The sequence below is a fragment of the Legionella nautarum genome, assembly GCF_001467895.1.
Lineage (GTDB): Bacteria > Pseudomonadota > Gammaproteobacteria > Legionellales > Legionellaceae > Tatlockia > Tatlockia nautarum.
In genome coordinates, this window is the sequence record NZ_LNYO01000017.1 from 69,063 (window position 1) to 69,476 (window position 414).

The window sequence follows — 414 nt, forward strand, 5'->3', positions numbered from 1 at the left end:
AACCTCAATGGCAAGACCTTCACGGTTGAAATCATCAATAACATTGAATAAACGGTAAGCACGGCCATCTTCTAACTGAGCATGCATAAAATCCATTGACCAGCATTCGTTGATAGTCTTCGGAACCACTAAGGCTTCAGGTTTTTCCCTAATTAACCGTTTCTTTGGTTTAATGCGCATATTGAGTTCTAACTCTCGATAAATACGATAAACGCGCTTGTGATTCCAAATAAATCCTTTCACATTCCGTAAGTATAAAAAACATAAGCCAAAACCCCAATTGCGCTGATTCTGTGTCAGGCGTTCTAGCCAATCCGCTATCCGTGCATTCTCTTCGCTTAATTTAGGCTGATAGCGATAACAGGTCTCACTAAGGCTAAAGAGCGAACACGATAAACGGATTGAAATTCCTTT

Annotated in this window: 1 protein-coding gene; it reads right to left on the reverse strand. The window is 40.3% G+C overall.

Going from position 1 to position 414, the window contains the following annotated elements; translation table 11 throughout:
• Positions 1–414 (reverse strand): transposase (locus tag Lnau_RS09640; protein WP_162263193.1); only part of this gene is annotated, 414 nt, incomplete at both ends.